Raw genomic sequence first — 26,702 nt, forward strand, 5'->3', positions numbered from 1 at the left:
TTACCTCCTCCTCGTCAACGTTCTATTCGGCAGCGTCGTCGCACGGAATGGCGTCATGAACGTCCGTGACGATGTAGCCTTTCGGCTCGCCGGCCACCGACTGGACAAGCACGTCCACCACAAAGGTACTGGTTAGTGGGTTTACCTCTTTGGTGATCTGCCCTTTGAGGTCGTTAATGGACTTTCGGAAATAGACAGGCAGTGCCTTGTCCGAAATTGAGGGGATAATGCCCTTGTCGCCTGTGCGGCCCTTCTCTTTGCCAGGGCCGCGATTTGCCTGGTCCATAAACAGCATCACCTCGCGCTTGATCTGGTTATCCGGGACGAGCGGCTGTCCCATGCCCCGGATTTTATGGGAACCCACTAGGTAGCGGCTATGGGAATGTTGGTGCTTTTGCTACATAAGACCGCAGTAGGGCAGTAGGGCAGTAGGGCAGTAGGGCAGTAGGGCAGTAGGGCAGTAGGGCAGTAGGAGAGTGCCTCATCATGAGCGCGGCATTCACTACATACTGCCCTACTGCCTTACTCCCCTAAAGCTTGTCGATTACCGACTGCACACCCTCGGTCGGCGCATCGACCGACGATCCAGCGACCATGATGGCGGCGACGATTGCTTCCGGATCGTCGACCACCAGCGGCTTGACCCGCTGCGCGGTGTGGATGAAGCCTTCGGCCATCATATGGTCGAGCAGCGCCAGCATCGGGTCCCAGAATCCCCCAACATTGCCGAAGACGATCGGCTTGCGATGATGGCCGAGCTGCGCCCAGGTCATGATCTCGATGATTTCCTCGACCGTGCCGATGCCGCCCGGCAGCGCCACAAAGGCGTCGGATTTCTCGAACATCGTGTGTTTGCGCTCGTGCATATTGTCGGTGATCACGAGCTCGTCGAGCCGGTCAAGCGCGGTTTCGGTGGCTTCCCTGTTGATCAGGAAGCGCGGAATGATGCCCGTCACCTTGCCGCCGGCCCGCAACGCGCCGTCGGCAACTGCTCCCATGATGCCCCTGGTGCCGCCGCCATAGATCAGACGCAGGCCGGACTTGGCAATCGAGCGCCCAAGCAGGTGTCCTGCCTTGGCATAGGTCTCATCGCGGCCCGGCGATGAGCCGCAATAGACGCAAACGGATCGAATCGTGTTCATGAGATGATTGGTGATTGGGTCTTTATTCGTGGTCAAGCCCGGGGCGGGCTTTTTCTTGCCGGCCCCGTTTTCGTGTCAGCCCGTTGTCTGCCCGTTTTTCTTGTCGGTATGGGCAAAACAGGCTAGACCGGCATTAGGTGGCTAAGGGCAGGGAAATATGGCAATTAATCCATTGAAGGCGTTTTTGTTCGCCGCCGGCGGCTCCGTCGCCGCGGCGGGAACCGCCTATGTGTCGGGCGCGCTCGATCCGTATCTCAATCGCACGCCACCGGCGGAAGTGGTATCGCTGACGCCGCCGGTCCAGAAGCCGGCCGAGCCAGGGACCGATGGGCCGCCTCCGCCCGCGCCGGCCACAGATGTGATGGCACCGGCAGCGCCGGCCACGGCCGATGCGATCGCGCCGACCTTCGATATCGTTCGGGTTGAAATCAAAGGCTCTATCGTCGTCGCCGGCAATGCCGCACCCAACGCCAAGGTCGAGATCCTCAACGGTTCGACGGTTCTCGGCTCGACCGTCGCCGGCGCCGATGGCGCTTTCGCCATCGTTCTCGACGATCCGCTGAAACCCGGCGATTACACGATCGCGCTGCGGTCAATGACCGGCAATGTCGTGACCCCCTCTGTGCAGACAGCCGTCGTCTCGATCCCCCAGAGTCCTGCTGGCCAGGTGCTGGCGATGATCGAAGAACCCGGCAAGCCCTCCGAATTGCTCACCGTTCCTGCACCCGAGAAGAAGCCTGAATCGCCTGCCGGCGACAAGGCGGCCGCTCCGGCTGCCGAGGACCCCGCTGCCGCGGCACCGGCCCCAGCCGCACCGGCGGCACCGGCCACTGTCGATGCCGCCCCCGCCGGTCCGGAAGTGCCGGTCGCACCCGCAACGCCAGCCGCAGGGCCAAAGATCGTCGTCGAAGCGATCGAGATCGACGGCAGCAAGATCTTCGTCGCCGGACTCGCCGATCCCGGCCGCAAGGTACGCGCCTATGCCAACGATATCTTGCTCGGCGACGCGAAGACATCGCCCGACGGCAATTTCCTGGTCGAGGCGACGCGCAACATTCCGGTCGGCACCTACACCATCCATGTCGACGCGCTCGATGCCGACGGGATCAAGGTGGTGGCCCGTGCCGCCGTGCCGTTCGAGCGCGAGCCGGGCGAGTCGGTCGCCGCGGTGGCGAAGCCGGCCGCGCCTGCAACCGACCCCGCCACGCCGGCTGCGGGCGCTGATGCGACGACGCCTGCGGCTCCTGCAGCCGAGGCTCCGGCCGATGTCGCGGCTGCGACGCCCCCGGCTGAAGTGCCCGAGACCGCAGCGCCGAAACTCGAACACGCCGACAGCGCCGTCATCATCCGCCGCCACGATACGCTGTGGCGGATTTCGCGGCGGGTCTACGGCCAAGGTGTTCGCTACTCGACCATCTACCTCGCCAATCAGGATCAGATCAGGAATCCCGATCGCATCTGGCCGGGGCAGGTCTTCAAGGTCCCGGAAACGTCGAAGGAAGGCGAGGCCGCCGACTTCAAGGCAATGGGCGACCAGATGACGACGGCCCCGAAAAAGGCCGATTAGAAATCCTTTTCTTCTTTCCGACCTCTTGCGGAAAGTTCGTTCATCGCTTATCGCCGATAGACGATGAATACTCCCCTGATCGAGAAGACCTGCGGCATCGCCGATAGTCGCGCCGTGGCCGCGAAGCTCGCCGCGCTTTCGCACCCGGCGCGGATCGAGATCCTTAGGCATCTTTCGGCCAGCCGCTCCTGTTGCTGCCGGGAGGTCGTCGACCATCTCGACCTGGCACAGTCCACCGTCTCCCAGCACTTGAAGATATTGGTCGACGCTGGGCTCGTCCGCTACGAACCGGACCGGCAACGCTCGCGCTATCAGGTCGACGGCGATGCGCTAGCTGATGTTTCTGCATCGCTGGCCGCGCTCGTCAAGTCCTGCTGCTCTGGCCGCTAAGAAATACGAAAAGGCATAGAAATGGCCGAAAAAACCGTCTCCGCCGATTCCGGCTCGACCTTCAGGACGTTGCGCAATCTGTGGCCCTACATGTGGCCGGCCGACCGTGCCGACCTTAGGGCGCGGGTGGCATGGGCGACAGTGCTTCTGGTCGTCGCCAAGCTGACACTGGTTGCCGGTCCCTATTTCTTCAAATGGGCTACCGATGCGCTGGCCGGCGACGCCAAGTCGGTGCCGCCATTGCCGACCTTCCTGCTGGCGCCGGTCATGCTGGTCGTCGCCTATAATGTCGTGCGGCTGGTACAGCTCGGTTTCAACCAATTGCGCGACGCGCTGTTTGCCCGAGTCGGACAATATGCGGTGCGCCAACTCGCCTTCCGCACCTTCATCCATATGCATCAACTGTCGCTGCGCTTCCATCTCGAGCGGCGCACCGGCGGCCTGTCGCGCATCATCGAGCGTGGCACCAAGGGCATCGAGACGATCGTCCGCTTCACCGTGCTCAACACCTTGCCGACCATTCTCGAATTCGCGCTGACAGCCGGCATCTTCGCCGTCACCTATGGCTGGAAATACGTGGCTGTGGTGGCGGTGACGGTCTGGCTCTACATCTGGTTCACCATCAGGGCGAGCGATTGGCGCATCGTCATTCGCCGCGACATGAACGACAGCGACACCGACGCCAGCACCAAGGCGATCGACTCGCTGCTCAATTTCGAGACGGTCAAATATTTCAACAACGAGAGCATGGAGGCCGAGCGCTTCGACCGGTCGATGGCGCGCTACGAGATATCAGCCACCAGGATCTGGACCTCGCTCGGCTGGCTGAACTTCGGCCAGGGCGTCATCTTCGGTCTAGGCACGGTCGTCGTGATGTGCCTTTCGGCGCTGGAGGTGCAGGCCGGCACGCAGACGGTTGGCGACTTCGTCTTCATCAACGCCATGCTGGTGCAGCTTTCGGTGCCGCTCAATTTCATCGGCTTCATCTATCGCGAAATCCGCCAGGGGCTGACCGACATCGAGCAGATGTTCGATCTGCTCGATGTGCCGCAGGAGATCGTCGACAGACCGGGTGCCAAGCCGCTGGCCGTCGGCGCCGGCAAGGTCGAGTTCCGCGACGTGCACTTTTCCTACGATCCCAACCGTAAAATCCTGAAAGGTATCAGCTTCGAGGTGCCCGCAGGAAAAACGGTTGCCATTGTCGGGCCGTCGGGCGCCGGCAAATCGACCATTTCGCGGCTCCTGTTCCGCTTCTACGACATCCAGGGCGGCAAGATACTGATCGACGGCCAGGACATCGGCGATGTGACGCAGGAGAGCCTGCGCGCGGCGATCGGCATGGTGCCGCAGGACACCGTGCTGTTCAACGACACCATCGCCTACAACATTCGCTACGGCCGCGTCGATGCCAGCGAGGAGGACGTCCGCAAGGCGGCCGAGCTCGCTCAGATCGGGCCGTTCATCGAGCGGCTGCCCGACGGCTACCGTTCGATGGTCGGCGAGCGTGGGCTGAAACTGTCCGGTGGCGAGAAGCAGCGCGTGGCGATCGCCCGCACCATCCTGAAGGCGCCGCCGATCCTGATGCTCGACGAGGCGACCTCGGCGCTGGACAGCCATACCGAACAGGAGATCCAGGCAGCACTCGATCTCGTCAGCCAGGGCCGCACCACCATCGTCATCGCCCACCGGCTATCGACGGTGATTTCGGCCGACGAGATCATCGTGCTGCAGGATGGCCAGATCGCGGAGCGCGGCACGCATGCCGCCTTGATGCGCAAGGCCGGTCTGTACGCCTCGATGTGGGACCGCCAGCGCGAGGCGACCGAGGCTGAGGAGCGGCTGCGCATTGCTCGCGAAAGCGATGAGTTCGGCGTTGTCGTCCGCCGCCGCCCCTCGGAGGTGAATTGAGGTGTCGAGAATGAGTTGAATTTTCCGCTTGACCTCAACCTAAGTTGAGATCGTAGACCGCCGATCGAAGGGGCACGGTGCGCCTGTTTGCGGTCGGAGAGCGGAAATGGAACAGCTAAATCAACAACATGGCAGTGGTAGCGTGTTCAGGGTCGACAAGTTCGTCGTCCCTAGCGAAGCCCGCGAAGAAATCATCGCCAAGGTCAGGATGACGCACGAATTGTTGCGCCAGCAGAAAGGCTTCGTTCAGGATTTCTTGCTCGAGCAATTTTCCGGGCCGGGGGAGTTCAACCTCGTGACCATTGTCGAATGGGAAAGCCAGGCAGCCATCGACAATGTGGTGCCGATCGTCAAGGCCGCGCATGAGCACATTGCCTTCAACCCGCAGGAGACGATAGCCCGGCTCGGCGTCAGGGCCGACATCGCCAACTATCAGCGGATTCCCGGCGTGTAGGCTCTACGGCCAGCCGGCACCCGGTGCCGGAGCCTCGATGCTGAGCAATTGGCCGGTGCGGGCATCGCTGATCATGTATTCGAAGCCGCGCCATTCGGCGGCGACGATGAACAGCGTCTTGCCTTCAGCGCCGCCGAGCATGCAGGCAAAGCAGCCGCGATCGGCGTCGACGCTCTCGAGCATTGCGCCGCCTTCTCTCACGCGCACGCAGTGCCGGTTGGGCACGTCGGCATACCAGATGGCGCCCTCGGCATCGAGACAGATACCGTCGGGAAAGCCGTTGCCGAGGTCGGCCCATCGCCGCCGGTTGGCAAGGCTGCCATCGGCGGCGATGTCGAAGGCGGTTAGCCTGTTGGCGTGGGATTCGGCGACGATCAGCGTCTTGTTGTCAGGCGTCACCGCCATCCCATTGGCGAAGGCGATCTTGTCCGCCACCTGCCGCACCGACCCGTCCGGCGCAATCAGCACGATGGTGCCGGGGCCGAAATGCTGGCCGGGAGCCGGCGCCGGCCCGCCGCCATTGACGTAGATGTTGCCGCGCCCATCGACGACGATCTCGTTCCAAGGGCTCTCTGAGAGGTGTCGCAGATCGGCGTGGGTGACCATTGTCCCGTCTGCTTCTTGCCGCAGCACCAGCCCTTCACGCCCGCAGACGACGAGCAGGCGCCCGTCCGGCAGCCAGTCGATCGAAAAGGGCAGGGTGGCAGGCACGGTGAGCATGATCTCGCTGCTGCCGTCGGCATCGACGGCGACGATCTGGCCGGTTCCCCAGTTGCAAAACCAAAGCCTGCCTTCATGCCAGCGCGGCGACTCGCCGAACGCCAGGCCGTTCATGACGATGTGCGCCTGTTTGGCTGCTGATTTCTGTGACGGCATTCGTTAGCTCCAGCTGTCGTTCGGCGGCCGCTTCGATAAAGGCACCGTATCTCCAAGGACGAGCTAGGCCGGGTCGCCCCGACAACAGTCACGGTTTTTTCGGACAGGCTCATTGGGTCCCTCCAACGCCTGCGGTCGACAAACGCTGACGGGACCTAGCCAAGCCGGCCAGCCCTCATTGCCGCGTTGCGGCCACGGGGGCTTTCCGCTATTGAGGCCGGACCTGAAACTAGGGCTGTTTCCAACCCATGGACCTCGTCGACACGATCAAGAAAACGTTCGTTCCGATCCATCGCGAAGGCTATCCGTTCATCGCGGCATTCGCCGCGGTGACGCTTTTCCTCGGCTATTTCTCTTCGATCCTGTTCTGGGTCTGCCTCATCCTGACCGCATGGTGCGTCTATTTCTTCCGCGATCCCGAGCGCGTCACGCCTGTCGACGACCGGCTGGTGGTGAGTCCGGCCGACGGCATCATCACTGCGGTCGGCCCGGCCGCGCCGCCGCGCGAACTTGGCCTCGGCGGTGGTGAAATGACCCGTATCTCGGTGTTCATGGATGTTTTCTCCTGCCATGTGAACCGCGCCCCTGTGCGCGGCCGCATCACAAGGATCGAGCATCGGCCGGGCCAATTCCTCAACGCCGCGCTCGACAAGGCGAGTGCCGACAACGAGCGCAACGGGCTGGTCATAGATAGCCCCAACGGCACGGTAGCCGCGGTGCAGATCGCCGGCCTGGTGGCGCGGCGCATCGTCTGCTGGGCCGAGACCGGCGGCACGATCGGCATCGGCGAGCGCTTCGGGCTGATCCGCTTCGGCTCGCGCGTCGACGTGTTCCTGCCGTCGACCGCGACGCCGCGTGTCGCCGTCGGCCAGACCGCGGTTGGCGGTGAAACCATACTGGCCGAATTCGGCGGCATTGCCGCAACGCCGCTCGTGCGGGTGTCCTGAGCCGTGGGCGCGCCGTTCAAGAAGTTCGAGGCACATGGCAGCGGCGGTCCGCGCATCCATGAAATCCCGATGCGCATGGTGCTGCCCAACCTTGTCACCGTGCTCGCCATCTGCGCCGGCCTGTCCGGCATCCGCTTTGGCTTCGAAGGCCGCTTCGAGCCGGCGGTGGTGATGGTGCTGCTCGCCGCCTTCCTCGACGGCATCGATGGCCGCCTGGCTCGGATGCTGAAGGCGACGTCCAAATTCGGCGCGCAGATGGATTCGCTGGCCGATATCGTCAATTTCGGCGTTGCACCCGCGCTGGTGCTCTATGCCTTCCTGCTCGACCAAGCCGGCTCGCCGGGCTGGATCGCCGCGCTCCTGTTCGCCATCGCCTGCGGACTCCGGCTTGCCCGCTTCAATGTGCTTGACGAGGACACGGACCGGCCGGTCTGGCAGACCGAATATTTCGTCGGCGTGCCGGCGCCGGCGGGCGCCGTGCTGGTGATGCTGCCGCTCTATCTGTCCTTCCTGCGGCTAGGCCTGGAGCCATCCCGCACTGCCGCCTTCATTGCCACCGGTTTCACCATTCTGGTTGCCTTCCTGCTGGTCAGCCGGCTGCCGGTGTATTCCGGCAAGAGCCTGAAAGTCCCGGGCGACAGGGTGCTGCCGATCATCCTCGGCGTCGTCCTCTATATACTGCTGTTGATGACCTACCCCTGGTACACGCTGACGGCGTCGGTCGCCGGCTATCTGATCTTTCTGCCGTTCAGCATCCGCGCCTATTCGAGGCGCGCCAAGCGCGAAGGCGAGAAGGTGCCGCCTTCAGACATCGGCTGACAGACGTATCGCCAATTCGCTCCGAAGGTTATCTGGAGCATTTTGCAGCCAAGTGGATCACTTGGCGTCGCAGAAATGCGGCTAAACAAATAGACGGAGCGGGATGCCCAGTTCAATTTGAACGCATCCCGCTCTAGCGGGAACCTGCCGGCATCTTGACCGTTCTGTCTCAGCGGGCGAGGTGCGCGACCTCGCGAAACGCCTCGCCGTCGACCTCTCAAGCTGCTGCGCCAGGCGCGGCACCTGAAGAAGTGCGAGGAGAAGAAATGGTTGTCGTCCTCATCGGTGCGTTGCTCATTGTCGCTGGCGTTGTGTACATGGCTGGCGCAGCCCTAGGGCGCGGGCGGCTCAGTGATCCGGCGCCTGTTCGCGCGGCGCCGGATCGCTCGACGCCAAATCTCGCAACGCCAGGCCCGACACTTGAGCCGCGGCGGCGCGGCCTCGGCTTCCTCGGCCTGTCGCAGAATTGGCCGGGCCTGCTGATGATGGCGGTCGGCGTCATCCTGCTGTTGTCGGTGGTGGCCCTCTAGCCCTTAAGCTGCCGCGCTGAGCCCCAGCCGGTCGATCGCCAGTTTGCGGGTCGAGACATAGTCGGTCTTGCCCGAACCCAGCACCGGGATTTCCTCGACCTTGACGATGTCGTTCGGCACCATCAGTTCGGCGGCACCTGCCTGTTTGCCGAATTTGCGCAATTCGTCGGGGTTGGCGTCATTGGCGGTGGTGACCAGCACGATGCGTTCACCGCGGCGCCTGTCCGGCACCGCCACCACGGCATGGTGCTCTTCCGGCCATAGCGACTGCACCAGCATCTCGACGGCACCCAGCGACACCATCTCGCCGGCGATTTTGGCAAAGCGCTTGGCCCGGCCGCGAATGGTGAGGAAACCCTCGCGGTCGACCGAAACGATGTCGCCGGTATCATGCCAGCCGTCGAGCGGCTGCAATTCGCCGGGCCGATCTGATGTCATGTAGCCCATCATCAGGTTTGGCCCATCGAGCCACAACCGTCCGGCGCCGCTAATGCCCTCGATCGGTTCGAGTTTCATGCGCATGGCCGGCAACAGCCGCCCGACCGTGCCGTCACGGCCGTGGATGGCTGTGTTGACGGCAACGACGGGCGCTGCCTCGGTCAAGCCGAAACCCTCGATGATCTCGGCCTGGAAGCGCTCCCGGTAAACGCGGCGTGTCTCCGGTTTCACCGCCTCGGCGCCGGCGACAATGAAGCGCAGGCTGGAGAAATCGCCGTCCTTGGCGGTGCGCGCATAATTGGCGAGGAACGTGTCGGTGCCGAACATGACGGTCGGCCTTGCATTGCGTGCGACCTCAGGGATCAGTTTGTAATGGAGCGGCGAGGGATAGAGGAACAGTTTTACTCCGGTGACCAGAGGCAGGATGGTGCCGCCCGTCAATCCGAACGAGTGGAACACCGGCAGCACGTTGAGCAGGATATCGGCCGGCGAGATGGTGATGCGGGCTTCGGCCTGCATGGCGTTGGCGAGAAGGTTCCGGTGCGACAGCACCACGGCCTTGGGCGTGCCTTCCGAGCCGGAGGTGAACAGGATCACCGCCGGCTTGGCTGCATTCTGCGGCTGCAGCGGCCAGCGCCACAGCAAGGCGGCGGCGAGCTTGTCCAGCACGGTCACGCTGGTGCGCACATCCTCCAGCCACAGCAGCTTGGCGCCGCCTCCTTCCACCGCCGCGACGATGTCTGCGAGGCTGGCCTTGTCGACAAAGGCGCGCGACGAGACCACGGTGCGGATCTCCGCCGTGCGCACAGCGGCGGTGACGCTGGCCGGGCCTGCGGTATAGTTGATCATCGCCGCCACCCGGCTCGCCGACAGCAGGCCAATGAGCGACAGCACGACGCCATTGGTGTTGGGCAGCAGCAGTCCAACCGCTTCGCCCGGCGCCGTCACAGCCTCGAAGCGGCGGCCGAGCACCCGCGCGCCGATGAACAGCTTTCTGTAGCTCAGTGCGCCGCTGATCACGTCTTCGACGATAGGATGCGAGGCGCCGACACGGTCGGCGGCGTCGCGCATGGCGAGGAACAGGCCGCGATTAAGATCGCTGCCGAAAAGCCGGGCTTCGGCGAAACGGTCGAACAGCGCATTGGTGTTCGAGGACTGATCAGCGTTTCGCGCCACCAGCTCGGTGATGGTCATCGGCTCCAGCACGCTGATCGACAGGCGGGGAAACCAGCGCCGCGGCGCCTTGTCCGCCGGCGTCAGCGATACCGGCAGAGTGCGCGCGCCGGCGACGAAGATCGGCACGATGCGGGCGTCGGCCTGCATGGCGATGCGGGTGACGGCGCGAAACAGGCGAAATGTCTTGATATCAGGCTCGACCGCATCCGGCAGATAGACGGCAAGGCGGCCCTTGCCCTTCAGCACTCGCACCAGCCGACGGCTGACGAAGACGTGCTCGGCATTGAAGGCGATGGTGCGGCCAAGCTCGCGCCATGGTTCGAGCCAGGGCGACTTGGCAGAGGCCTGGTCGAGGATATGCAGCGTGTCTTCCGGCAGCAGCGACAGCATCAGCGCCGGTTCGAAGCGCGACTGGTGCGAAATGACGTAGATGACCGGAACAGCTGCTTTGCGGGCGATCCTGATGCGATCATCGACGACCCGGTAGGCGAGCTTGAACGGCACATAGAGCAGCGCCTGGGTGAAGCGTAGGCCGAGGCGGAATTTTTCCACCACACCGATCAGCAGCCAAGCCGCGACGAGGCCCGCAAGCAGCGCCAGTGTCAGGGTCATGCCGCGTCTCTCCCAACAGATTCTCACGTCGCGGTTCTTTCCCGACCGCTTCAATGAGAACCTAGACGAAGTGGGCTCAACGTCAATGCGGAGGTCCTTTCTTCTCGCCGCCCGCCGTGCCCGACTCCGGCGCAACTACAGATACTGCCGCCGCATTCGGCACCACGCCTACACAGGCTTGCCCGGAGTAGGGCATATACGTTGCCGCTATTTGTCCGTTGGGGGGTGCGATGCACGACTATTATAACCTCGGTCGATACAGCCGGCCGGTGACGACAAGCTCGTCCGAGGCTCAGGTCTGGTTCGACCGCGGCCTCATCTGGCGTTACGCATTCAACCATGAAGAGGCGGTCAAGTGTTTCCGCAAAGCGGCCGAATGTGATCCCGGCTGCGCCATGGCTCATTGGGGCATCGCCTATGCCCTCGGCCCGTATTACAACAAGCCGTGGGCCGACTTCAACGAGGAGGACCTCAAGCAGACGCTGGTCGAGGCGCGTCGCGCGACGGAGGATGCGCTAGCGCTCGCCGACGGTGCGGCACCGGTGGAGAAGGCGCTGATACGGGGGCTGGAGCGCCGCTACCAGTCGGATCACGTGGCGGATAACGAAAACCTGCGCGCCTGGAGCGACGCCTATGCGGGCGCGATGCGGAAAGTCTACGCAGCGTTTCCGGACGATCCCGACGTCGCCGCGCTCTTCGCTGAGGCGTTGATGGACCGCACGCCCTGGCAGTTGTGGAACCTCGAGAGCGGCGAACCCGCTGAGGGCGCCGATACAGTCGAAGTCGTGGCGGTACTGGAACAAAGCCTACGCCTATCGGATGAGCGCGAGGTCGCGCACCCCGGCCTCATCCATCTCTATATTCACGCCATGGAGATGTCGCCGCATCCCGAACAGGCACTGCGCCCGGCCGATACTCTTCGCGATCTCGTGCCGGACGCCGGCCATTTGCGGCACATGCCCTCGCACATCGACATTCTCTGCGGCGACTATCACGCAGCGCTAGTCGCCAACGAGCGGGCGATCGAAGCCGACCGCAAGTATCTGGAGCGGGAGGGTCCCTTCAACTTCTATACCCTTTCGCGATGTCACGACTATCATTTCAAGCTCTATGCGGCGATGTTCCTCGGCCAGTACCGTCCCGCCCTGGACGCAGCCAACGAAATGCTTGCCACAATCCCGGAAGCGCTGCTGCGACAGGCAACGCCGCCGATGGCCTACTGGCTGGAAGGCTATATGCCCATGAAAGCGCACGTGCTGGTGCGGTTCGGCAAATGGCAGGAGATCCTGGACGAACCGCTTCCCGACGATCCAGACCTCTACCGGGCGACCACGGCGGTCTGGCGCGCATTGCCCATGCCGCACTCGGACAAACAGCCGTGGCCGAAGCGGAGCAGCGCCGCTTCGAGGAGGCGTTCGCCCGCGTTCCGGAAACGCGCATGTTCTTCAATTACCGCTACGTCGACATTCTGGCGGTCGCCGCGGAGATGCTTCGAGGCGAGATTGCGTATCGGAAGGGCGATCACGAAGCGGCCTTCGCGCATCTCCGCGCCGCAGTGGCGCGGGACGACGGCCGTCCCTATGACGAGCCTTGGGGCTGGATGCAGCCGACGCGGCACGCACTTGGGGCCTTACTCCTCGAACAGGGCCACACCCGAGAAGCGGCGCAGGTGTATGAGGCGGATCTGGGAATGGATCGTGGCTACAGACGGATCTCGCGGCACCCCGACAACGTCTGGGGCCTGCACGGCTATGTCGAAGCCCTGCATCGGCTTGGCCGGCACGAAGAGGCCGACGCCATTCAACCTCGCCTCGATCTGGCGATGTCGCGGGCCGACGTCGACATTCGTGCGTCGTGCTTTTGCCGTCTCGGCGACAACTGCTGCGCGTCATGATCAACGCACCGTTGCGGGTATTGCCCGTTTCAGCCGTGAGACGAACGTCTGCGCCTATCCCTCGCCGCAAGGAGGGATAGGCGCCCTCACGTCGCTTTCAACCTCCCGCTGATGAAGCGGAATTCCTGTGTCTTGCCGCCGTAGCCATAGGCGGCGGCCGGCACTTCGTGCACGAAGGCGTAGCTTTCTTCGTGCATCTCACCCAGCAAGCGGCCAAAGGCGGCGAAGATCGCCTTGAGATAGGCTTCCAGTTCGAGCTTGGTGTTGGTGCCGTCGACCACCTTGATATCGAGCCAGAACGTGTTGGCGCCATGCTCGGCCAGCGACTTGCCGCCGGCGAACCAGTGCTGCGGGTCGAGATAAGATATGGCGACCGCGGTGATGGTGGGGTCCTTGCGCAGATGCGTGGCGGTCAGCTCGGTCACCTCCCTGGCGATGGCGGCGGACAGAGCGGCATCGGGCCTGCCGGTGACGGTGACATTGATGATCGGCATTTCTTTTCTCCTGAGGGGCGTCTCGCGCCGCTGGGAAAACCATGTCACGGCTGCAGCGTCAAAAAAATCGAATTGTTTTGGATTTAGAGTTCGATATAACTGAATTATGCAGGCGCTCGACCCCGATCTCCTCAAAACGTTTCTCGCCTTCGTCGACGGCGGCTCGCTTGCTAAGGCGGCATCGATCGTTGGTCGCTCGGCGTCGGCGGTGACCACGCAGATGCAGCGGCTCGAGGATATTGTCGGCGAACCGCTTCTGGTGCCGCAGGGAAGAGGCCGCGGCCTTACACCGGCGGGCGAAGATCTGGTCGGCCATGCGCGGCGCATTCTTGCTGTGCATCGCGAGGCGTGGCTGGCTCTCAAGGGCGTGCGAGCCGATGGGCGCGTGGCCATAGGCACGACACAGGATTTCGCCGACAGCGGCCTGCCGGAACTGCTCAGGACCTTTGCCGCGAGCCACCCGCGCGTCAGGATCGAACTGCGCGTCGGCCGCTCCGCCGAATTGGCGCACGCGCTGCAAACCGGCATCCTCGATCTGATGATCGCCATGCGGCAGGCTCCGGCGCCGGACGAAGTCGGCGTGCTCCGCGAGCCGATGATGTGGCTGTGTTCGCAAAGAGGCTTGGCCACACGCCAGGACCAGCTGCCGCTGGCGCTGCTCGATCCGCAGTGCGGCTTTCGTGACGCGGCGATCGCGGCACTCGACACGACAGGCCGCCGCTACCGGATCGCCGCCGGCAGCGCCAGCCTGGCCGGGCTGCGCACGGCGGTGAACGCCGGCATTGCTCTGACGCTGCGGACGGCGCGCTTTGCCCATTCCGGCATCGTCGAGGCGCCGCGCGAATTTGGCCTGCCGTCGGTTCCCATCGCCGAGTTCGCGATCCGGCTGCGCGAGGACGCCGACCCGCCAGCGCAGGATTTGGCTGCGCTACTCAGCGACAGCCTTGCCTTGGCGGGCCCACCAAGCTGATCTGCAAAGAAAAAGCCGACCTTGCGGTCGGCTGGAGGTGAGACGGGCCGAGGGGTTTGGGGGGACTTGGGGGTGGCCCGTCAAACCCAACAATGCTTGAACCCGATGATGGTTCCACGATTTTGCAAATTTATTTCAGAGGCAGACTTTCCCGGGCAGAGCGCTGCCTCGCCGCTTGCCAGTCGCGCCCGGCATGGGCGAACACCGCGCAGAGCACGATGGCGCCGCCGATCATGCTGGCGGCCGGCGGGATCTCGGCCAGGAACAGGAAGGCGAACAGGATCGCGAACGGCACTTCAGCCGAACCCAGCAGGCCGGATTCGGCCGCTGGAATGAGCCGCGCGCCCTCCGTCCACAGGATCGAGGCCAGCGCGAAAGACGCGCCGAAGGCGACGAGCAGCACTGCGTCTCTGGTTGAGACGGCTAGCGGGTCGGTGACGAACCAGCCGAGCACGAACAGGAGGAATGCCGATACCGCACCGGCCCACACCACAGGCGTGTCACGGAAGGCGCGCACCATGATCATGTAGAGCGCGGCGCCGACCGTCATCAGTAGCGCCAGCCCGTCACCGAACAGATTGCCGGTGCCGAAGCCGGACCACACCATGATCGCCACACCGCCGAGCGATACGGTGGCGGCGGCAAGCGTTTGCAGGCGGAAGCGCTCACGAACCAGCACGAAGGCAAGCAGCGCGGTGACGAAGGGTGCGGTGGCGTAGATGATCGCGACATTGGCGACGAAGGTGAATTTGAACGCTGAGATGAAGGCGATGCTGGCCAGCGCACCCTCGATCGCCAGCAGCCAGCCGCGCCAGCCGAGGCGCAGGCTTTCACGCCTGCCGGAGCGGCGGCGGCGCCACAGCACATAGAGGGTGATCAGGATCGAGCCGACGAAGCCGCGCCAGCACGTGATGGTCAGCGGGTCGGCATGGATCGACTTGGTCAACACTCCGGTGAGGCCAAAGACGGCCGCCGACGCCGAAACCAGGATGATGCCAAGGGTGCGCTCGGCGGCGGTTTCGGTGGTGGCTGGCATGCTTAGGGATCCCGTCATGTCACCAGACTATGCTGCCTTGTCCTGACACCGTACTGTCAGCAGGGGGTGCCGCATCCTACAGTCGCTTGAGGAAATGTTCGTTGCCGATGATCAGCAGGCCGGCCGCGACGATCAGGGTTTCAGCGTACGCTACACGGGTGGAACCCTGCGCGGCGCTGCGCCAGCGGCGAGCTAGCGTTGGGGCAGGGCCTGGCGGCTCGGGTATCCCGTCCGGCCGATGCGGTTGAAGGGCGCTCCCGGGGCATGGAGCCGGGCCTTGGCCGCGCACCAGACAATACTGGAAGGCCGGCTGCGCCAGCTTTCCGGCGTGATAGAGAAGATCGGCAGACTACGGACGACCTCGCTCGAGGCGAGGCGCCAACCGCCGGGGAACTGGTGCGCTCAATGGCGCCGGACGCCAGACTCAGCGGGCTCGGACGGATGGCGTCATCGCGTGGCGGCCCCAGGTCGCATGAAAAGGCACCCGGTCTAATGACGCACCAATATCCGGACAGCTTGTCACTCTGATCCAAATGTCGTGAAATCGAGGTTTAGGCCGTAGAGTCTATTCGAGTATCGTGACGAGCGATGAAGATGACTGTCGAAAAGGGTTGGACATGGATGCCACCGGACTGAAGGCCATGCAGGCGCCGCTCAAGGACGCCTATCGCGACGACGCGTCGAGCGCGCTGGTCACGCTCAGGGCCAGGGGCTCGATCGACGACCAGTCGATCGCCTGCAAAGTTGAGACGGGCCGGGCGCTGGCCGTTGCCGGTCTCCATCCGGCTACCGGCGGTTCGGGGCTCGAACTGTGCTCGGGCGACATGCTGTTGGAGGCGCTGGTCGCTTGCGCCGGCGTGACGCTTAAGGCGGTGGCGACGGCGCTGGAGTTCAAACTCGGAGCCGCCACGGTGGAGGCCGAAGGCGATCTCGATTTTCGCGGCACCTTAGGTGTGGCAAGAGATGCGCCGGTCGGCTTCCGCGCCATCCGGCTGAATTTCATCCTCGACACCGACGAGCCACAAGAGCGCATCGACACTCTGCTCAAATTGACCGAACGCTACTGCGTGGTGTTCCAGACCATCAATGCCAAGCCGGAGCTGACGGTAAGCGCGCGCCGCTGAAACGCGCGCCGCCGGCTATTCACTTTCGCCCTCGTCGGCGAAGGGCGAGGCGCTCGGCACGCACTGCACCGACCAGCCGGCCGGCGTCGGCTGCTTCTGATATTCGGTGACGGCGGAGGTGCATTGTTCGCGGGTGTCGAACGTGCTGGGCAGCACCACCATGCCGCCTTGCGGGCCGGCAATCACCAGATACCAGACCAACGCTACGCTCGAAGCCGCCATGGGAAATTCCTCGTTTGTTGTGGGATTCGGGCGATCCTATCAACTCCGCGCGGTCGACGAAAGCGCGGCTGGCGCGGTGGTTCGCCACGGCATCACGGCGTGAGGTTCGACGTTTGTTTGAACAGCTCAGTTCGCGGCAAAGCAGTAGAACAGGCCGTCGCCGCCGGTGCTCTTCAGCGCCTCCTGACTGCAGCCGCCGCGTGAAGCGTGCGAGGAATTCCACGATTTGGCGGCGGCCGAATCGTCGAGACCGGCGCGATCGTGATGGCCCGTCATTGCCGCACCTTCTGCTCCGCTGAGCGTCCAGTCGCCGCAGGTCTGGTCGGCGATTTTCGTGCCGTCGGGCTTGGAGCCGGTCAGCACGTCGTGCCGGTTGGGCTTGTCGCCGCGGCCGTTGACCACGTTGCCCTTTTCGTCGAGCGCCGTCTGCTTGGTGATGGCGTTGGCATCACTGTGCAGCGACGCGACATCGTCGGCGATCTTGTCGCCCTTGGCGTTGAACCACGGTCCCTTGCCGATGCGATCGCGCGCATCGGTGTCGCTGGTCGAGAGATAGGCGCGCCATGTCTTGCCGGTCACGCCGGCGGCTTCAGCCAGCGACCCGCAATGCGCATCGGCGCCCGCCAGGCCGCCGAGATCGGCGCCCTTGCCCGAGCCGACGCTGGTGACGAAGAAGCTCATTGTCGTATCCTGTGAGGATGCGACGCCGACGGCTGCAAGCGATGCGGCGGCGGTGACGAGAAGCAGTCTGCGCATGGTGGTCCTCCGTTTTGCGAAAACTAGGCATTCCAACAACGTCGGTGGCGGCGCAATTCTTCCGCCAAAATACGCGGTGCGTCTACTCCGGCTGCCGGTAGGCGACAAAACGGTTGTGCTTGGCCTGGAAGATCAGCCCGGTTTCCCTAAGCGCAGGGCTGGCCAGCGGCACGATGCGTTTGGCGATCTCCGAGGGATGCGGCAGCGTTCCCGGATCCTCGCCGGGCACCGCCTGCGCCCGCATGGCGGTGCGGGTGGCGCCGGGGTCGGCGGCATTGACCCTGAGGGCCAAGTTTTCCGTCTCATGCGCCCAGGAACGCATCATGGTCTCGACCGCCGCCTTCGACGCCGCATAGGGCGCCCAGAAGGCCCGCGCCGAATGGGCGGCGTTGGAGGAAAGCACGATGGCGCGACCGGCATCGGAGAGTCTGAGCAGCGGGTCGACCGAGCGGATCAGCCGCCATGTCGAGGTGACGTTGATGGTCATCACCTTCTCGAAGGTCTTGGCCTCGACATGGCCGATCGGCGAGATCACGCCGAGCACCCCGGCATTGGCGACGAGAACGTCGAGCTTGCCCCAGCGTTCGTGGATGGCACCGCCCAGCCGGTCGATGCCGGCCATGTCGGCGAGGTCGAGCGGCACAAGCGTGGCTTGTCCGCCCGCCGCCTTGATCTGATCGTCGAGTTCCTCCAGTCCGCCGACGGTGCGGGCAACCGCGATGACATGCGCTCCGGCAGCGGCAAGTTCCAGGGCGATGAAGTAGCCGATGCCGCGCGAGGCGCCGGTGACGACCGCGACACGGCCGGAAAGATCGAGGGCAGGGGCGGGGATCATGCGAGAGCCTCCGTGAGTAGGCGTGAAAACACCCCCCTCTGTCCTGCCGGACATCTCCCCCTCAAGGGGGGAGATTGGCCCTCATCCGGCTCAGCGCCCGTTTTGCGACCGTCGCGATTGGCGAAAGTCGATAGTTCAGCCGATCTCCCCCCTTGAGGGGGAGATGTCCGGCAGGACAGAGGGGGGTAAACTGGGGAAGGCAAATGGTGGTCCGGCAACCCTACGACCCGCCCGCCGCCAAGAGCGACAGCGTGCGCACATTGTCCGAACCTTCGAAGTCGGCAAGCCGGGTCGGATATTGCCCGGTGAAGCAGGCGTCGCAGAATTGCGGCTGCTCGTTGTCGCGGCCGGCCTCGCCGACAGCGCGGTAGAGCCCGTCGATCGACAGGAATCCGAGCGAATCGACGCGGATAAATTCGGCCATCTCTTCCACCGACATGCGCGACGCCAGCAGCTTCGACTTCTCCGGCGTGTCGACGCCGTAGAAGCAGGAGGCGCGTGTCGGCGGCGAAGCGATGCGCATGTGCACTTCCTTGGCGCCGGCATCGCGCACCATCTGCACGATCTTCTGGCTGGTGGTGCCGCGCACGATCGAATCGTCGACCAGCACCACGCGCTTGCCTTCGATCATGCGGCGGTTGGCGTTGTGCTTGAGCTTGACACCCATGTGGCGGATCGAATCGCCAGGTTGGATGAAGGTGCGGCCTACATAGTGATTGCGGATGATGCCGAGCTCGAATGGGATGCCCGCGGCTTGCGAAAAGCCGATCGCCGCCGGAGTGCCGCTGTCCGGCACCGGCACGACGATATCGGCGTCGACCGGACTTTCGAGCGCCAGCTCGGCGCCAATGCGCTTGCGCACCTCATAGACATTGCGGCCTTCGACAGACGAATCCGGACGAGCGAAATAGACATATTCGAAGATGCAGAAGCGGGTCTTCTGCGGCTCGAAGGGAAACAGGCTCTCGATGCCCTTGGCGGTGACGACGACCATCTCGCCGGGCTTCAGGTCGCGCACGAAACGCGCACCGATAATGTCGAGCGCGCAGGTTTCGGAAGCCAGGATCCAGGCGCCGTCGAGATCGCCGAGCACCAGCGGGCGGATGCCGAGCGGATCGCGGCAGCCGATCATCTTCTTTGCCGTCATCGCCACCAGCGAGAAGGCACCCTCGACCTGGCGCACCGCATCGATGAAGCGCGAGTTGAGATCGCGTTCCCTGCTGGTGGCGACCAGATGCAGCAGCGTCTCGGTGTCGGAGGTCGACGAGAAGATCGCGCCCTGTTTCTGCAGCGCGCGCTGCACGGTCATGGCGTTGGTGAGGTTGCCGTTGTGGGCGACGGCGAAGCCGCCATCGGCGAGCTCGGCGAAAAACGGCTGGATGTTGCGCTGGCCGGCGCCACCGGTGGTGGCATAGCGCGTGTGGCCGATCGCGCGATTGCCTTGCAGGCTGTCGATGACGCGCTGCTTGGTGAAGGTGTCGCCGATCAGGCCGACATGATGTTCGACATGGAACTGGGTACCGTCATAGGAAACGATACCGGCCGCTTCCTGGCCGCGATGCTGCAACGCATGCAGGCCAAGTGTGACGATAGCTGCGGCGTCCTGCCGGCCAAAAATACCGAACACACCGCATTCGTCGTGGAAATGATCGTCAGCTTCGGCGGAAAGCACGTCGTCTGCGTCTGCCATCTTCAGCTCCGCTAAAGTCGCTATATAGTGTGATGACTGCTCGAGAGCAACGTAGAGTTTGCGGCTTTTCACATGATCGTCAGTTTGCCGGCGCCGGATTGGCCGGTGCATTGTCGGCCGGTGGCGCGTCGGTCTCGCTGCCATCGAGCGCCGGAGCATCGTCGCCGGTTGCCGGCGCGTCCGCTGCCGGTGCATCCGCCGCCGGTGGCGTCTCGGCGCCGGTCTCGGGTGCCGGCTGGCTAGGATTGAGCCTGTTGAGGATCGCGTTTTCCGGGTCCTCGGGCAGCAGGCTTTCGAGCTTGGCGCCGAGCGATTCGAGCAGCGGCCGCGACTTGGCGTTGGCGACCCAGCCCGGAGCCTTGGGACCGGCCAGCCAGTTGAAGAACAGCAGGGCCACCGCAACGACCAGAATGCCGCGCGCCGCGCCGTAGAGGAAACCGAGCGTGCGGTCGAGCGCGCCGATCCTGGAATCGATGATCCAGTCGGCGAGTTTCATGGTGATGACGGAAACGACGATCAGCGCGATGATGAAGACGATGCCGGCGGCGGCCACCATGGCAATCTTCTCATTGTCGACATAGGGCTGAACGTAAGGCAGGACCGGTTTGTAGAAGAAGAACGCCGCCGCTGCCGCCACTATCCAGGAGATGACCGAGAGGATTTCGCGCGAAAAGCCGCGAACCATGGCGAGCATCGCCGAGACCAAGGTGAAGCCGACGAGAATTCCGTCAAGCAGCGTAATCGGCATGTCTTTTGCCCCACTTCATGAGCCGCGTCATTCTTGCTCGTCGGCGCGGCTGCGCCGTGAGCCGGCTATGCGCGCCACGAGATCGGCAAGCTCGGTGGGCTGGAAAGCGCCGGCCCCTATCCCCCCGGCAAGTTCCTCGCTGCCTAAAGGCAGAACCGCGCTTCCAAAACCCAGCTTTTCGGCTTCCTTCAGGCGCTGCTGCGCATGCGCAACCGGCCTTACGGCGCCCGAAAGGCTGATTTCGCCGAAATAGACGCAATCGGCCGGAAGGGCAAGACCGGTGAGCGAGGAAACCAGTGCGGCCGCCACCGCCAGATCGGCGGCCGGCTCCGAGATACGGTAGCCGCCGGCAACATTGAGATAGACGTCGTGGGTCCCGAAGCGGACCCCGCAATGGGCCTCGAGAACCGCGAGGATCATCGACAGCCGGGCGCCGTCCCAGCCGACGACGGCGCGGCGTGGCGTGCCCAGCGACGACGGCGCCACCAGCGCCTGGATCTCGACCAGCACCGGGCGGGTTCCCTCCATGCCGGCGAAAACCGCAGCGCCCGGCGCTTTCGCATGGCGTTCGCCGAGAAAAAGCTCGGACGGATTGGCGACCTCGCGCAGGCCCATGTCAGACATTTCGAAGACGCCGATCTCGTCGGTCGGTCCGAAGCGGTTCTTGACCGTGCGCAGGATGCGGTAGTGGTGGCCGCCTTCGCCCTCGAAATAGAGCACGGCGTCGACCATGTGCTCGACGACGCGAGGGCCCGCGATCTGGCCTTCCTTGGTGACATGGCCGACGAGCACGATCGCCGCCCCTGTGGATTTCGCATAGCGGATCATCGCCTGGGCGGCGGCGCGCACCTGGGTGACGGTGCCGGGCGCCGAATCGGCCATGTCGGTCCACAAGGTCTGGATCGAATCCAGAATCACCAGATCCGGCCGCTTGCCGTCGGCGATGGTGGCGAGGATGTCCTCGACATTGGTTTCGGCCGCGAGTTCCACCGGAGTGTCGGCGACGCCGAGCCGCTGCGCGCGCAGCCTGATCTGGGCGACGGCCTCTTCGCCTGAGACATAGACGATGCGGTGGCCCTTTGCCGCGAGTGCCGCGGCCGCCTGGGTGAGTAGCGTCGACTTGCCGATGCCGGGATCGCCGCCGACCAGGAGGGCCGAGCCGCGCACGAAACCGCCGCCGGTGGCGCGGTCGAGCTCGCCGATGCCGGAGACGATGCGCGGCGCGTCCTCGATGTCGCCGGACAAAGTCGTGAGCACCACGGCGCGGCCCTTGCGGGCATTGCGGGTGTTGGCCGGACCCGAGCCGATGCCGCCGGACGTGCCTTCCTCGACCAGCGTGTTCCACTCGCCGCAGGCATCGCATTTGCCGGCCCAACGCTGATGCACTGAACCACAATTCTGGCAGATGAACTGGATGCGCGATTTGGCCAAACTGCTACCTTCCCGCCAATTGGCGAGCGCCGTGATCCTTCGCGCCCCCCTCTGTCCTGCCGGACATCTCCCCCACGAGGGGGGAGCTCGGATTGCGCTTCGGGCTTCGCCAACTTTCGGCGTTGCAGAAAAGAGGGCTGGCGTAGATGACAGCCAATCTCCCCCCTCGTGGGGGAGATGTCCGGCAGGACAGAGGGGGGCGCCGTAGAGCGCTGCTGTCCCGCATCTTTGGTGCGACGTCGGTCAAAAGCTACTCAAACCTCTCCGCAATATGATGCTCCTCGGCGAGGTCGGAGAAGCGGGTGAACTCGCCCTGGAAGGCGAGGCTGACTGATCCGGTCGGTCCGTGGCGCTGCTTGGCAACGATGACCTCGGCCTTGCCGCGCATCTCGTTCATCTCGTTTTCCCATTTGATGTATTCGTCTGTGCCGGGCTTCGGCTCGCGGTTCTTCAGATAGTATTCCTCGCGGTAGACGAACATCACCACGTCGGCATCCTGCTCGATCGAGCCCGATTCGCGCAGATCCGAGAGCTGCGGGCGCTTGTCGTCGCGGCTTTCGACTTGGCGCGACAGCTGCGACAGCGCGATGATCGGCACGGCAAGTTCTTTGGCCAGCGCCTTCAGGCCAGTGGTGATCTCGGTGATTTCCTGCACGCGGTTCTGCGAGGATTTCGCGCTCGATCCTTGCATCAGCTGGATATAGTCGATGACGATGACGTCGAGGCCGCGCTGGCGCTTCAGCCGTCGCGCGCGCGCCGACAGCTGGGCGATCGAGATGCCGCCGGTCTGGTCGATGAATAGCGGGATCTTCTGCATGGTCTGCGAGCAGGCGACCAGCTTTTCGAAGTCCATCTCGCTGATCTCGCCGCGGCGGATTTTTGACGACGGGATTTCGGTCTGCTCGGAAATGATGCGGGTGGCGAGCTGTTCCGACGACATTTCGAGCGAGAAGAAACCGACGACACCGCCATTGGCCGCCTTGAACGAGCCGTCGGCCTGTTGCGCCGGCACATAGGCCTCAGCGATGTTGAAGGCCATGTTGGTGGCGAGCGATGTCTTGCCCATGCCGGGGCGGCCGGCGATGATGATCAGATCGGACGGCTGCAGGCCGCCCATGCGGCGGTCGAGATCGCGCAGGCCCGTGGCGACACCTGACAGATGTCCGTCGCGCATATAGGCGGCGTTGGCCATGTCGACGGCGGTTTTAACCGCGTCGGTGAAGCTCTCGAAGCCGCCATCGTAGCGGCCGGTCTCGGCCAGCTCGAACAGGCGCCGCTCGGCATCCTCGATCTGCTCGGACGGCGACATGTCGACCGGCGCATCATAGGCGATGTTGACCATGTCTTCGCCGACGGTGATCAGCGCGCGTCGCGTGGCGAGATCGTAGATGGCGCGGCCGTAGTCGGCGGCGTTGACGACGGTGACCGCCTCGACAGCCAGCCGCACGACATATTGCGCAACCGTCATGTCCCCGACCTTCTCGTCGGCCGGCAGGAAGGTCTTCAGCGTGATCGGCGTCGCTACCTTGCCCATGCGAATGAGCTCGGCGGCGACCTCGAAGATTTTTCTGTGCAGCGGCTCGTAGAAATGACCGGATTTCAGGAAGTCCGAGACGCGGTAGAACGCATCGTTGTTGACGAGGATCGCGCCGAGCAGCGCCTGCTCGGCCTCGATGTTGTTCGGTGCCTCGCGATATAGCGGTGTTTCCGCCACGCCGAATTTTCGTGCTGCCTCTGCCATGATGTCCCCGGTTTCGATCCCGGTCTCTCGATATCAGAACGGGATAAGTCGGTGATGACTTATCTGCATCAGTCCCCATCCAATCGGCTTTGGTGCCCGCGATTCACAGCCAAGATCTTTCGGTGGAAAGAATCTTGATTGACTCGAATCAAGATGGCGAGCCTAGCCGTTCTCTAGAGAGAACAAAACAGGAAAATAGCTGCCAATCACTCCGGCAGCGCGTCGCCCCAGTCGAGCCGCCGCGCGGTCTTGAACATCTCGCCGTCGCGCTTGGTGAACAGTTTCTCGTCGACACTGCCGTCCTTTTCGCAAAGTTTCAGCAGGACCTTTCCCGAGCCGGGTTTCGGCGGTGCTATCACCCGCGCCTGCGGGGGGTGGACGGCCGGATGGCGGGAGGCGGCGACATAGATGAATTTCTCGTCCTCCCATGGCACGTCGGCGTCCTTGGCCAGCCGGTGCAGGCGCGAGCGCGCGACACGGCGCGAAAAATGGCACCAGTCGGGCGCCGCGAGCGGGCAGGGCGCCTCATGAGGGCAAGGCGCAAGCACATGCGCGCCCGCCTCGATCAGGTGCCGCCGCACGGCAAGTATGCGCTGCCATCCGGCCGGCGTGCCCGGCTCGACGACCAGCAGCGTGTCGTCGCTCAGGTGCCAGAGCCGGTCGATGAGTTTTGGCAGCGATGCCGGCGCGATCTCGTCCAGCACATAGGCGCAGGTGACCAGCTCGGCCGGCTTGAGGTCGGCAAGGTCGATGGTGACATCGCCGGCCAGCCAGGCGATCCTGGCCGTCATCGCCTCAGTGGCAAGCGCCTCGCCGATCCGGCGCACCGCGGCGCTCGCCTCGATCAGCACCGCCTGCTCGAGGTCGGGCCAGAGATCGAGCGCGGCCCAAAGCACCGTGCCAGGGCCAGCGCCGACATCGAGCAGGGTTTTCGGCGCATAGTCGGGCCGTGCCTCGCTGACCGCATCAAGGCTGGCACGGACGGCGGCGTAGGTCGCCGGCAGCCGCGTCGCCAGATAGGCCTTGACCGCCATCTCCTCGGCCATGTGCAGGCGGCCGTCGCGCAACTCGGCGCGGTAGCGGTCCGATAGCGTCTTTGCCGCCTGCTTCAATGTCGGCAGCGGCACTTTTTCGAGGAGGCGCTCGACGCCCTGCCGAAGCGGGATAGGCAGTTCCATAGCTCACGCCCCCCGAGGCGCGAGCAGGATGACCGAGGCGCCGACGATGCAGAGCGCGGACCCGGCAATATCCCAACGGTCGGGACGCACGCCTTCCACCAGCCACAACCATCCGAGCGAGGCGGCAATGTAAATGCCGCCATAGGCGGCATAGGCGCGGCCCGCCGCACTGATGTCTACCAGCGCCAGCAGGAATGCGAACAAAGCGAGTGAGGCCAGGCCTGGAGCCAGCCACAGCGGCGACTTTTCCAGCCGCCACCACGCCCACGCCGAAAAGCAGCCGGCGATCTCGGCAAGGGCAGCAACGATATAGATGAGATAGGTCATGAAAAAAGGTCTCGCGGCGATGGCGAGACCTTTTTCAGCGTGCGGGCCGGCAATGGCAAGCGGCAATGGCGAGATCGCCGGAAGTCTATTCCGTATCCGCCACCTTGCGGCGGCGCGCGGGCTTGGCGGCAGGGGCTTTTGGGCGATGCCCCATGTCGCGCATGTCCAGCGCCTTCTCGCATTTGGCCATGTAGTCGCGCGTCATCGGCAAGGTATCGTTCTTCTTGGCAATCTGGATCTGGAAGATCACCAGGTCCTGCCAGCGGAAGGCGGCTTCAGAGGCCGCCAGATAGAACTCCCACATGCGGCAGAAGCGCTCGTCGTAAATCGCCTTGGCCTTGTCGCGATTGGCAGCGAAGCGCTGGCCCCAGTGCTTCAGCGTATCGGCATAATGCAGCCGCAGGATTTCGATGTCGGTGACGACGAGGCCCGACTTCTCGATCGCCGGCATCACCTCCGATAGCGCAGGGATGTAGCCGCCCGGGAAGATATACTTGCGGATGAAGGCGCTGGTTGCCCACGGCACACCGGAGCGGCCGATCGTGTGCAGCAGCATGACGCCGTCCGGCTTCAAGAGCGTCGCCGATTTGTCGAAGAAGGTGCGGTAGTGGTTGACGCCGACATGCTCGAACATGCCGACCGATACGATGCGGTCGAAGCGCTCGTTGAGTTCGCGATAATCCCTCAATTCGAAATGCACGCGGTTTTCCAGACCTTGCGCATGGGCCCGGTCGGTGGCGACGCCATGCTGTTCGGTCGATAACGTCACACCTTGCACGTCCACGTCGAAGGACTTGGCGAGATAGAGACCGAGCCCGCCCCAGCCGGAACCGATGTCGAGCACGGTTTGGCCGGCCTTCAGCCTGAGCTTGGCGGCAATGTGGCGCTTCTTGGCAGCCTGCGCCTCATCGAGCGTCATATCCGGCTGCTCGAAATAGGCGCAGGAATACTGCATGTCCTCGTCGAGGAAGAGCCTGTACAGGTCGCCCGACAGATCGTAGTGGCGCTGCACGTTGCGGCGCGCGCGCGCCGCCGTGTTGATCTGCTGCAGGCGGCGGAAGGCGTGGCGCAGGCCCTCGATCGCTTTCGACCAGGTGGCATCGATGCCGCCGCTACCCATGTTCTGGAAGGCGATGCGCATGACCCCCAGCACGCCGCCCTCGAGTATGTCGAGTTCGCCGTCCATATAGGCTTCCGGCACCGCCAGCATCGGATCGAAGGTAATGGCGCGCTCGGCATGCGCGGTCTTGATGTGCATGTGCACCGGCTCGCCGCTGCCGTCGCCGAACATCACCGACAAGCCCTTGGGTCCGGTGACTTTGAGATTGCCGGTGCGCACCAGGCGGTCGAGAACGCGTTTCAGCAGAATATTCATGACCAAATGTCCCCTCTCGGTC

The 26,702-nt window shown here is 64.1% G+C and carries 26 protein-coding genes; 10 read left to right on the top strand and 16 right to left on the bottom strand.

The window, feature by feature from the left end:
* Positions 1 to 22: 22 nt before the first annotated feature.
* Entirely contained in the window at positions 23 to 340 is a 318-nt protein-coding gene (locus RPG13_RS16300; RefSeq protein ID WP_128244185.1) for a hypothetical protein, read from the bottom strand.
* 190 nt (positions 341 to 530) lie between these two features.
* Positions 531 to 1,142: a TIGR00730 family Rossman fold protein gene (locus RPG13_RS16305; protein WP_292650336.1), complete on the bottom strand. Its 612-nt coding sequence runs from the start codon at positions 1,140 to 1,142 to the stop codon at positions 531 to 533.
* A gap of 157 nt (positions 1,143 to 1,299) precedes the next feature.
* On the opposite strand from RPG13_RS16305, the gene RPG13_RS16310 reads away from it, so the two are divergent.
* From RPG13_RS16310 to RPG13_RS16325, 4 genes are all read left to right on the top strand, one after another.
* A complete protein-coding gene (locus RPG13_RS16310) occupies positions 1,300 to 2,709 on the top strand; it encodes an Ig-like domain-containing protein (RefSeq protein WP_337125486.1) in 1,410 nt (469 codons plus the stop codon).
* A gap of 63 nt (positions 2,710 to 2,772) precedes the next feature.
* Positions 2,773 to 3,099, top strand: coding sequence for an ArsR/SmtB family transcription factor (locus RPG13_RS16315; RefSeq protein WP_127292570.1), 327 nt, complete (start codon positions 2,773 to 2,775; stop codon positions 3,097 to 3,099).
* Between the two features lie 21 nt (positions 3,100 to 3,120).
* Positions 3,121 to 5,007 carry an ABCB family ABC transporter ATP-binding protein/permease gene (locus RPG13_RS16320; protein ID WP_337125487.1) on the top strand — a complete coding sequence of 629 codons (1,887 nt, stop codon included), beginning with the start codon at positions 3,121 to 3,123 and terminating at the stop codon, positions 5,005 to 5,007.
* A gap of 106 nt (positions 5,008 to 5,113) precedes the next feature.
* Positions 5,114 to 5,461, top strand: a complete 348-nt coding sequence (locus RPG13_RS16325) for an antibiotic biosynthesis monooxygenase (protein ID WP_095483173.1) — start codon at positions 5,114 to 5,116, stop codon at positions 5,459 to 5,461.
* 3 nt (positions 5,462 to 5,464) lie between these two features.
* Here the strand turns inward: RPG13_RS16325 and RPG13_RS16330 are convergent, their stop codons facing one another.
* Positions 5,465 to 6,337: an SMP-30/gluconolactonase/LRE family protein gene (locus tag RPG13_RS16330; RefSeq protein ID WP_337125488.1), complete on the bottom strand. Its 873-nt coding sequence runs from the start codon at positions 6,335 to 6,337 to the stop codon at positions 5,465 to 5,467.
* A gap of 248 nt (positions 6,338 to 6,585) precedes the next feature.
* Here RPG13_RS16330 and RPG13_RS16335 point away from each other — a divergent pair, with 248 nt between their 5' ends.
* The 3 genes from RPG13_RS16335 to RPG13_RS16345 all read left to right on the top strand — a co-directional run bounded on the left by RPG13_RS16335 (position 6,586) and on the right by RPG13_RS16345 (position 8,633).
* Positions 6,586 to 7,284, top strand: coding sequence for a phosphatidylserine decarboxylase (locus RPG13_RS16335; protein WP_337125489.1), 699 nt, complete (start codon positions 6,586 to 6,588; stop codon positions 7,282 to 7,284).
* A 3-nt stretch (positions 7,285 to 7,287) separates the two neighbouring features.
* On the top strand, positions 7,288 to 8,103 hold the full coding sequence (gene pssA, locus RPG13_RS16340) for a CDP-diacylglycerol--serine O-phosphatidyltransferase (RefSeq protein WP_095483176.1): 816 nt from the start codon (positions 7,288 to 7,290) through the stop codon (positions 8,101 to 8,103).
* Between the two features lie 266 nt (positions 8,104 to 8,369).
* Positions 8,370 to 8,633 (top strand): hypothetical protein, encoded by a 264-nt coding sequence (locus tag RPG13_RS16345; RefSeq protein ID WP_095483177.1) that lies wholly within the window; start codon positions 8,370 to 8,372, stop codon positions 8,631 to 8,633.
* A gap of 3 nt (positions 8,634 to 8,636) precedes the next feature.
* Here the strand turns inward: RPG13_RS16345 and RPG13_RS16350 are convergent, their stop codons facing one another.
* Positions 8,637 to 10,859 carry an AMP-binding protein gene (locus RPG13_RS16350; protein WP_128244190.1) on the bottom strand — a complete coding sequence of 741 codons (2,223 nt, stop codon included), beginning with the start codon at positions 10,857 to 10,859 and terminating at the stop codon, positions 8,637 to 8,639.
* Positions 10,860 to 11,089: 230 nt separating this feature from the next.
* Between RPG13_RS16350 and RPG13_RS16355 the strand changes: the two genes are divergently transcribed.
* Positions 11,090 to 12,865 (top strand): tetratricopeptide repeat protein, encoded by a 1,776-nt coding sequence (locus RPG13_RS16355; RefSeq protein WP_337125490.1) that lies wholly within the window; start codon positions 11,090 to 11,092, stop codon positions 12,863 to 12,865.
* Here the strand turns inward: RPG13_RS16355 and RPG13_RS16360 are convergent.
* Positions 12,840 to 13,247, bottom strand: a complete 408-nt coding sequence (locus RPG13_RS16360) for a tautomerase family protein (protein WP_095483179.1) — start codon at positions 13,245 to 13,247, stop codon at positions 12,840 to 12,842. The genes RPG13_RS16355 and RPG13_RS16360 overlap by 26 nt on opposite strands.
* A 106-nt stretch (positions 13,248 to 13,353) precedes the next feature.
* On the opposite strand from RPG13_RS16360, the gene RPG13_RS16365 reads away from it, so the two are divergent.
* Complete coding sequence (locus RPG13_RS16365) at positions 13,354 to 14,217, top strand: LysR substrate-binding domain-containing protein (RefSeq protein ID WP_095483180.1); 864 nt, start codon at positions 13,354 to 13,356, stop codon at positions 14,215 to 14,217.
* Between the two features lie 130 nt (positions 14,218 to 14,347).
* Here RPG13_RS16365 and RPG13_RS16370 read toward each other — a convergent pair whose 3' ends face one another.
* Positions 14,348 to 15,253: a DMT family transporter gene (locus tag RPG13_RS16370; RefSeq protein WP_095483181.1), complete on the bottom strand. Its 906-nt coding sequence runs from the start codon at positions 15,251 to 15,253 to the stop codon at positions 14,348 to 14,350.
* A gap of 617 nt (positions 15,254 to 15,870) precedes the next feature.
* On the opposite strand from RPG13_RS16370, the gene RPG13_RS16375 reads away from it, so the two are divergent.
* Complete coding sequence (locus tag RPG13_RS16375) at positions 15,871 to 16,377, top strand: OsmC family protein (protein WP_095483182.1); 507 nt, start codon at positions 15,871 to 15,873, stop codon at positions 16,375 to 16,377.
* Between the two features lie 15 nt (positions 16,378 to 16,392).
* Here the strand turns inward: RPG13_RS16375 and RPG13_RS16380 are convergent, their stop codons facing one another.
* From RPG13_RS16380 to RPG13_RS16425, 10 genes are all read right to left on the bottom strand, one after another.
* Positions 16,393 to 16,599: a hypothetical protein gene (locus tag RPG13_RS16380; RefSeq protein ID WP_095483183.1), complete on the bottom strand. Its 207-nt coding sequence runs from the start codon at positions 16,597 to 16,599 to the stop codon at positions 16,393 to 16,395.
* A 126-nt stretch (positions 16,600 to 16,725) separates the two neighbouring features.
* Positions 16,726 to 17,355, bottom strand: a complete 630-nt coding sequence (locus RPG13_RS16385) for a hypothetical protein (protein ID WP_095483184.1) — start codon at positions 17,353 to 17,355, stop codon at positions 16,726 to 16,728.
* Positions 17,356 to 17,437: 82 nt separating this feature from the next.
* The gene (locus tag RPG13_RS16390) at positions 17,438 to 18,190 is read right to left on the bottom strand and encodes an SDR family NAD(P)-dependent oxidoreductase (protein ID WP_095483295.1); all 753 of its coding nucleotides are present in this window, start codon (positions 18,188 to 18,190) and stop codon (positions 17,438 to 17,440) included.
* 220 nt (positions 18,191 to 18,410) lie between these two features.
* Positions 18,411 to 19,880 (bottom strand): amidophosphoribosyltransferase, encoded by a 1,470-nt coding sequence (purF, locus tag RPG13_RS16395; RefSeq protein WP_095483185.1) that lies wholly within the window; start codon positions 19,878 to 19,880, stop codon positions 18,411 to 18,413.
* A gap of 79 nt (positions 19,881 to 19,959) precedes the next feature.
* Positions 19,960 to 20,628, bottom strand: coding sequence for a CvpA family protein (locus tag RPG13_RS16400; protein WP_095483186.1), 669 nt, complete (start codon positions 20,626 to 20,628; stop codon positions 19,960 to 19,962).
* 27 nt (positions 20,629 to 20,655) lie between these two features.
* The gene (gene radA / locus RPG13_RS16405; RefSeq protein WP_127205922.1) at positions 20,656 to 22,059 is read right to left on the bottom strand and encodes a DNA repair protein RadA; all 1,404 of its coding nucleotides are present in this window, start codon (positions 22,057 to 22,059) and stop codon (positions 20,656 to 20,658) included.
* 250 nt (positions 22,060 to 22,309) lie between these two features.
* Positions 22,310 to 23,800, bottom strand: a complete 1,491-nt coding sequence (locus RPG13_RS16410; RefSeq protein ID WP_095483188.1) for a replicative DNA helicase — start codon at positions 23,798 to 23,800, stop codon at positions 22,310 to 22,312.
* Positions 23,801 to 24,006: 206 nt separating this feature from the next.
* Entirely contained in the window at positions 24,007 to 24,978 is a 972-nt protein-coding gene (locus tag RPG13_RS16415) for a small ribosomal subunit Rsm22 family protein (RefSeq protein WP_337125491.1), read from the bottom strand.
* A 3-nt stretch (positions 24,979 to 24,981) separates the two neighbouring features.
* Positions 24,982 to 25,305, bottom strand: coding sequence for a YnfA family protein (locus RPG13_RS16420; RefSeq protein WP_095483296.1), 324 nt, complete (start codon positions 25,303 to 25,305; stop codon positions 24,982 to 24,984).
* Positions 25,306 to 25,390: 85 nt separating this feature from the next.
* Positions 25,391 to 26,680 carry an SAM-dependent methyltransferase gene (locus tag RPG13_RS16425; RefSeq protein ID WP_095483190.1) on the bottom strand — a complete coding sequence of 430 codons (1,290 nt, stop codon included), beginning with the start codon at positions 26,678 to 26,680 and terminating at the stop codon, positions 25,391 to 25,393.
* Between the last annotated feature and the right edge of the window lie 22 nt (positions 26,681 to 26,702).

It is taken from the genome of Mesorhizobium sp. ISC15, assembly GCF_037162615.1.
In the GTDB taxonomy this organism is placed as follows: Bacteria; Pseudomonadota; Alphaproteobacteria; order Rhizobiales; family Rhizobiaceae; genus Mesorhizobium; species Mesorhizobium mediterraneum.

Excerpts from the sequence above, each read along its gene's own strand:
- RPG13_RS16300 (WP_128244185.1), bottom strand. The coding sequence starts at position 340 with ATGGGACAGCCGCTCGTCCCGGATAACCAGATCAAGCGCGAGGTGATG.
- RPG13_RS16305 (WP_292650336.1), bottom strand. The coding sequence starts at position 1,142 with ATGAACACGATTCGATCCGTTTGCGTCTATTGCGGCTCATCGCCGGGC.
- RPG13_RS16310 (WP_337125486.1), top strand. The coding sequence starts at position 1,300 with ATGGCAATTAATCCATTGAAGGCGTTTTTGTTCGCCGCCGGCGGCTCC.
- RPG13_RS16315 (WP_127292570.1), top strand. The coding sequence starts at position 2,773 with ATGAATACTCCCCTGATCGAGAAGACCTGCGGCATCGCCGATAGTCGC.
- RPG13_RS16320 (WP_337125487.1), top strand. The coding sequence starts at position 3,121 with ATGGCCGAAAAAACCGTCTCCGCCGATTCCGGCTCGACCTTCAGGACG.
- RPG13_RS16325 (WP_095483173.1), top strand. The coding sequence starts at position 5,114 with ATGGAACAGCTAAATCAACAACATGGCAGTGGTAGCGTGTTCAGGGTC.
- RPG13_RS16330 (WP_337125488.1), bottom strand. The coding sequence starts at position 6,337 with ATGCCGTCACAGAAATCAGCAGCCAAACAGGCGCACATCGTCATGAAC.
- RPG13_RS16335 (WP_337125489.1), top strand. The coding sequence starts at position 6,586 with ATGGACCTCGTCGACACGATCAAGAAAACGTTCGTTCCGATCCATCGC.
- RPG13_RS16345 (WP_095483177.1), top strand. The coding sequence starts at position 8,370 with ATGGTTGTCGTCCTCATCGGTGCGTTGCTCATTGTCGCTGGCGTTGTG.
- RPG13_RS16350 (WP_128244190.1), bottom strand. The coding sequence starts at position 10,859 with ATGACCCTGACACTGGCGCTGCTTGCGGGCCTCGTCGCGGCTTGGCTG.
- RPG13_RS16355 (WP_337125490.1), top strand. The coding sequence starts at position 11,090 with ATGCACGACTATTATAACCTCGGTCGATACAGCCGGCCGGTGACGACA.
- RPG13_RS16360 (WP_095483179.1), bottom strand. The coding sequence starts at position 13,247 with ATGCCGATCATCAATGTCACCGTCACCGGCAGGCCCGATGCCGCTCTG.
- RPG13_RS16365 (WP_095483180.1), top strand. The coding sequence starts at position 13,354 with ATGCAGGCGCTCGACCCCGATCTCCTCAAAACGTTTCTCGCCTTCGTC.
- RPG13_RS16370 (WP_095483181.1), bottom strand. The coding sequence starts at position 15,253 with ATGCCAGCCACCACCGAAACCGCCGCCGAGCGCACCCTTGGCATCATC.
- RPG13_RS16375 (WP_095483182.1), top strand. The coding sequence starts at position 15,871 with ATGGATGCCACCGGACTGAAGGCCATGCAGGCGCCGCTCAAGGACGCC.
- RPG13_RS16380 (WP_095483183.1), bottom strand. The coding sequence starts at position 16,599 with ATGGCGGCTTCGAGCGTAGCGTTGGTCTGGTATCTGGTGATTGCCGGC.
- RPG13_RS16385 (WP_095483184.1), bottom strand. The coding sequence starts at position 17,355 with ATGCGCAGACTGCTTCTCGTCACCGCCGCCGCATCGCTTGCAGCCGTC.
- RPG13_RS16390 (WP_095483295.1), bottom strand. The coding sequence starts at position 18,190 with ATGATCCCCGCCCCTGCCCTCGATCTTTCCGGCCGTGTCGCGGTCGTC.
- purF (WP_095483185.1), bottom strand. The coding sequence starts at position 19,880 with ATGGCAGACGCAGACGACGTGCTTTCCGCCGAAGCTGACGATCATTTC.
- RPG13_RS16400 (WP_095483186.1), bottom strand. The coding sequence starts at position 20,628 with ATGCCGATTACGCTGCTTGACGGAATTCTCGTCGGCTTCACCTTGGTC.
- RPG13_RS16410 (WP_095483188.1), bottom strand. The coding sequence starts at position 23,800 with ATGGCAGAGGCAGCACGAAAATTCGGCGTGGCGGAAACACCGCTATAT.
- RPG13_RS16415 (WP_337125491.1), bottom strand. The coding sequence starts at position 24,978 with ATGGAACTGCCTATCCCGCTTCGGCAGGGCGTCGAGCGCCTCCTCGAA.
- RPG13_RS16420 (WP_095483296.1), bottom strand. The coding sequence starts at position 25,305 with ATGACCTATCTCATCTATATCGTTGCTGCCCTTGCCGAGATCGCCGGC.
- RPG13_RS16425 (WP_095483190.1), bottom strand. The coding sequence starts at position 26,680 with ATGAATATTCTGCTGAAACGCGTTCTCGACCGCCTGGTGCGCACCGGC.